Here is a 4,801-nt window from a genome sequence, read left to right on the forward strand (position 1 = left end):
CGACGCGGTCGAGGGCCGCCCGGAAGTGGCGCAGCCAGTGCTCGGCGGCGGTCGGTGTCACGGCGAAGGGAGCGTGGCGCATCCGCAGGCGCGGGTGACCCCGGCGCTCGGAGTAGGTCGTCGGGCCGCCCCAGTACTGGACGAGGAAGTCCGTGAAACGCTCCTGCGCGGGGCCGAGGTCCTCCTCCGGGTACATCGGACGGAGGACCGGGTCGTCGGCGACACCCTCGTAGAAGGCAGCGACGATCGACGCGATCGTCTCGTACCCGCCGATCGCGTCGTAGAAGGTCTGCTGCTGCTCCGCCTGGTTCTGGCTCACGCCACCATTGTCACCGGTCGCCTCAAGCCCGGGCGAGGTGCGGTAGGAGATGGGACCTCTCGTGCTCGGTCAGCGGCCGCGACCGCTGCTCCCCAGGGTCGAACCCGACGATGACCGCGCGCGAGGTCACGAGGACCACCGGACCGTCGACCTCGGCCGGCTCGTCGTCGACCATCTCGGCACGGATCTCGAAGGACGACCGGCCGACGCGGGTGACGGCGGTGCGCACGGCGTACGGGCGCTCGCGGTGCACGATCGGGCGCAGGTAGGTCAGCTCGCTGCGCCCGATGACCCAGGGGAGCTCGGGATCGCGGGCACCGATCGACGAGACGAAGGCGACACGACCCTCTTGGAAGAGCTCGAGGGTGGCTGCCTCGTCCACCGCTCCGTCGGGACCGAGGTCGCGGGCCCGCACGAGCACGGGGACGTCCGTGGCGGGCCCCGACGACGGTGCGACCGCGGGCAGTCGTCCCCGCGTACGGACGAGCACGCTCCGGCCCCGGGCGTAGACCGTGCGGCCGCCGTCCTCCCGCAGGTCGATGATCTGCTGCTCCAGGACGGTGTCACCCCGGGTCCTCGACCCGAAGACGCTCGACTCGACCAGGACCGGCTCGGGACGGAAGACCAGCGGTGCGCGGTACTCCAGCTCGAGGCGGACGAGCCGCGCTCCCTCCCCGGCCGCCAGCCGGGCCTCGCGGAAGTAGTCGGCGTAGGTGACGTTGTTGACGTGACCTTGGGAATCCATGTCGGCCCAACGCATCGGACACGAGTAGACGTGGTGCACCCGACGATCGTGGCAGACTCGGCCCCCAGGTCTGGGGCGAACCGTGATGTGACCCTGTGTTTCGCCCCACTGCCATGCGGTACCTTGCTAAGCGACCGCTTAGCGGTACCACGAGCACTCACCCGAAGCCACGAGGAGAAGTTGTGAGCCAGCAGCGCACCGCCATCGTCACCGGCGCCGCACGCGGGATCGGCGCCGCCGTCGCCAGGCGGCTGTCGTCGGACGGACACGCCGTCGCCGTCATCGACCTCGACGAGGACGCGTGCGCGGGCACCGTCGACGCGATCACCACCGCGGGCGGCAAGGCGATCGCCGTCGGCGCCGACGTCTCGGACGAGGAGGCGGTCACGGCCGCCTACGCACGCGTCGAGGCCGAGCTCGGGGCTCCCACGATCCTGGTCAACAACGCGGGCATCATCCGCGACAACATGCTCTTCAAGATGAGCGTCGCCGAGTGGGACGCGGTCATGAACGTCCACCTGCGCGGCGCGTTCCTCATGTCCCGAGGCGCCCAGAAGCACATGGTGGACGCGAAGTTCGGCCGCATCGTCAACCTCTCGTCGACCTCGGCGCTCGGCAACCGCGGCCAGGCCAACTACTCCGCGGCCAAGGCCGGTCTCCAGGGCTTCACCAAGACCCTCGCGATCGAGCTCGGCAAGTTCGGCATCACCGCCAACGCGATCGCTCCCGGGTTCATCGAGACCGAGATGACCGCGGCGACCGCCGCGCGCGTGGGCGTCGACTACGAGGACTTCAAGAAGTTCAGCGCCCAGCAGATCCCGGTGGCGCGCGTCGGTCAGCCCGAGGACATCGCCGCGACGGCGTCGTTCCTCACCAGCGAGGAGTCCGGCTTCGTCTCCGGCCAGGTCATCTACGTCGCCGGCGGACCGAAGGACTGACATGACCGACCTCCCAGGCCTGGACCTGGACCGGCTGGGCACCTACCTCGAGGACTCGGTGCCCGGCCTGGTCGGAGGTCCGCTCACCGGATCCGTCATCCCGGGCGGGCGCTCCAACCTGACGTACGACGTGACCGACGGCGAGACCCACGTGGTCGTGCGTCGCCCGCCGCTGGGGCACGTGCTCGCCACCGCGCACGACATGCGGCGTGAGTTCACCGTCATCAACGCGCTCGGCTCGACGAACGTCCCGGTCCCCCACGCGTACGTCCTGTGCGAGGACACCGACGTCATCGGCTCGCCGTTCTACGTGATGAGCAAGGCCGAGGGCCGTGCTCTGCGGCGTGCCGGAGAGCTCGAGGAGCTGGGGCCCGAGCGCACCGCCGACATCGCCGGCCTGTTGATCGACACGCTCGCCGACCTCCACGCCGTCGACCCGGCCTCCGTGGGCCTCGAGGAGTTCGGGCGGCCGCAGGGCTACCTCGAGCGCCAGGTGCGCCGGTGGACCAAGCAGGCGGAGGCATCGAAGAGCCGCGACCTCGCCGGGTACGAGGAGCTACGTGACTTCTTGGGCACGCACGTGCCGACCCACTCCGACGCGACGATCGTGCACGGCGACTACCGTCTCGACAACGTCCTCGTCGACACCTCCCCCGACGGCAAGGACGCGATCACCGCGGTCCTCGACTGGGAGATGGCCACGCTCGGCGACCCGCTCTCCGACATCGCCCTCACGATCGTCTACCAGGAGATGGGCCGGTCGACCCGCAACAACGCGGTGGCCGACGCGACGGCAGCGCCGGGCTACCCGACGGTCGACGAGGTGCTCGAGCGCTACTCCTCCCGGAGCGGACGCGACGTCTCGACGATGGGCTTCCACCTGGCGCTCGGCTACTTCAAGCTCGCGGTCATCACCGAGGGCATCCACTACCGCTACACCCAGGGCCAGACGGTCGGCGACGGCTTCAGCCGCATGGGCGCGGCGACCGAGCCGCTGATCGCCGCCGGCCTCGCCTCGGCCCGCACCTGACCCCCGAGCAAGGAGCACCATGGACTTCGCGTACGACTCCACGACGATCGAGCTGCGCGAGCGGCTGCTGGGCTTCATGGACGAGCACGTCTATCCGGCCGAGAAGGAGTTCCACGCGGCGGTCGACGCCCACCCCGACCACTGGGGCCCGCCACCGATGATCGAGGACCTGAAGGCGGCGGCGCGCAAGCAGGGCCTGTGGAACCTCTTCCTTCCCGGGGACGGCGGCGCCGGGCTCACCAACCTCCAGTACGCTCCCCTCGCCGAGATCACCGGCCGCAGCTCCGCCATCGCGCCTGTCGCCCTCAACTGCGCCGCGCCTGACACCGGCAACATGGAGGTGCTCCACGCCTTCGGCACCGAGGAGCAGAAGCGCGACTGGTTGGAGCCGCTGCTCGCCGGTGAGATCCGGTCCGCGTTCGCGATGACCGAGCCCGATGTCGCCTCCTCCGACGCGACCAACATCGCGACGTCGATCGTGCGCGACGGCGACGACTACGTGATCAATGGGCGCAAGTGGTGGATCACCGGCGCGATGAACCCCAACGCCGCGATCTTCATCGTGATGGGCAAGACCGACCCGACCGCCGGACGGCACCGCCAGCAGTCGATGATCCTGGTCCCGCGCGACACTCCCGGCGTCGAGATCGTCCGCGGGATGCACGTCCTCGGCTACGACGACCGTGACCACGGAGGTCACGCGGAGATCGTGTTCACCGACGTGCGCGTGCCCGCGTCGAACCTGATCGCGGGCGAGGGCGACGGATTTGCGATCGCCCAGGCCCGTCTCGGGCCCGGCCGGATCCACCACTGCATGCGGGCGATCGGGATCGCCGAGCGCGCGATCGAGGCCATGTGCCGACGCGCCAGCAGCCGGGTGGCCTTCGGTCGGCCGCTGTCCGAGCAGGGCGTGGTCCGCGACTGGATCGCCGAGTCGCGGGTCAAGGTCGAGCAGCTGCGCCTGCTGACGCTCAAGACGGCCTGGCTCATGGACACCGTCGGCAACCAGAGCGCGCACGCCGAGATCCAGGCGATCAAGATCGCCACGCCCCGCACGGTGGAGTGGATCCTCGACAAGGCGATCCAGACGCACGGGGCCGCCGGGCTCTCGCAGGACTTCCCGCTGGCCGCCGCGATCGCCGGCATCCGTACGCTCCGGTTCGCCGACGGCCCGGACGAGGTGCACAAGAACGCCCTCGCCAAGGCCGAGCTCCGTCGGCACGCCTGACGCGGCGCCGGCTCAGAAGTCGGCGCGCAGCTCCTCGACCCGCTGCTGGAGCCGGTTCATGCCACCCAGCCAGCGGTCGGGGTCGGCTGCCTTCGCCCGCACGTAGTCGGCGACCTCGGGATGGGGCAGGATCAGGAACCGGTCGTCCTCGAGCGCGTCGAAGACCGTCGCCGCCACGCGCTCCGGCGTGATCGCGGTCTCGGTGAGGGTGACGTCCCCCGCCGGCCCGGAGTCGTCGAGCATCGCCGTACGCACTCCCTGCGGGCACAGCGCCTGCACGACGACACCCCGGTGCCGGTAGGTCGCCGACAACCACTCGGCGTGCGCCACGGCAGCGTGCTTGCTCAGCGTGTACGGGGCAGAGCCCAGCATCGTCAGCAGGCCGGCGGCCGAGGCGGTCGCGACGAACCGCCCCTCCCCCTGCTCCAGCCACTCCGGCAGCAGCGCCCGCGCGGCGCGGACGTGCGCCATGACGTTGACCTGCCACGACGTCTCGAAGTCGGCGTCGGTCGCCGTCGCGGCGTCGCCGCGGGCGATCCCG

At 70.7% G+C, this 4,801-nt stretch carries 6 protein-coding genes; 3 read left to right on the forward strand and 3 right to left on the reverse strand.

Annotation, left to right across the window (positions count from 1 at the left end):
- Positions 1-319: globin (locus PV363_RS15920; RefSeq protein ID WP_301022838.1), on the reverse strand; the 319-nt coding region annotated here is incomplete at its 3' end.
- A 22-nt stretch (positions 320-341) separates the two neighbouring features.
- Positions 342-1,079, reverse strand: a complete 738-nt coding sequence (locus PV363_RS15925) for an acyl-CoA thioesterase (RefSeq protein ID WP_220365470.1) — start codon at positions 1,077-1,079, stop codon at positions 342-344.
- 167 nt (positions 1,080-1,246) lie between these two features.
- Here PV363_RS15925 and fabG point away from each other — a divergent pair, with 167 nt between their 5' ends.
- The 3 genes from fabG to PV363_RS15940 are packed head-to-tail and all read left to right on the forward strand — an operon-like array spanning position 1,247 to position 4,260.
- Positions 1,247-2,002, forward strand: a complete 756-nt coding sequence (gene fabG, locus PV363_RS15930; protein WP_301022839.1) for a 3-oxoacyl-ACP reductase FabG — start codon at positions 1,247-1,249, stop codon at positions 2,000-2,002.
- Position 2,003: 1 nt separating this feature from the next.
- A complete protein-coding gene (locus PV363_RS15935) occupies positions 2,004-3,032 on the forward strand; it encodes a phosphotransferase family protein (RefSeq protein ID WP_220365471.1) in 1,029 nt (342 codons plus the stop codon).
- 19 nt (positions 3,033-3,051) lie between these two features.
- Complete coding sequence (locus tag PV363_RS15940; protein ID WP_301022840.1) at positions 3,052-4,260, forward strand: acyl-CoA dehydrogenase family protein; 1,209 nt, start codon at positions 3,052-3,054, stop codon at positions 4,258-4,260.
- A 12-nt stretch (positions 4,261-4,272) separates the two neighbouring features.
- On the opposite strand, the gene PV363_RS15945 is transcribed toward PV363_RS15940, so the two are convergent.
- A partial coding sequence (locus tag PV363_RS15945) for an SDR family oxidoreductase (RefSeq protein WP_301022841.1) occupies positions 4,273-4,801 on the reverse strand: 529 nt, incomplete at its 5' end.

It is taken from the genome of Mumia sp. (assembly GCF_028803055.1).
Taxonomy (GTDB): domain Bacteria; phylum Actinomycetota; class Actinomycetes; order Propionibacteriales; family Nocardioidaceae; genus Mumia.

Excerpts from the sequence above, each read along its gene's own strand:
- PV363_RS15925 (WP_220365470.1), bottom strand. The coding sequence starts at position 1,079 with ATGCGTTGGGCCGACATGGATTCCCAAGGTCACGTCAACAACGTCACC.
- PV363_RS15935 (WP_220365471.1), top strand. The coding sequence starts at position 2,004 with ATGACCGACCTCCCAGGCCTGGACCTGGACCGGCTGGGCACCTACCTC.
- PV363_RS15940 (WP_301022840.1), top strand. The coding sequence starts at position 3,052 with ATGGACTTCGCGTACGACTCCACGACGATCGAGCTGCGCGAGCGGCTG.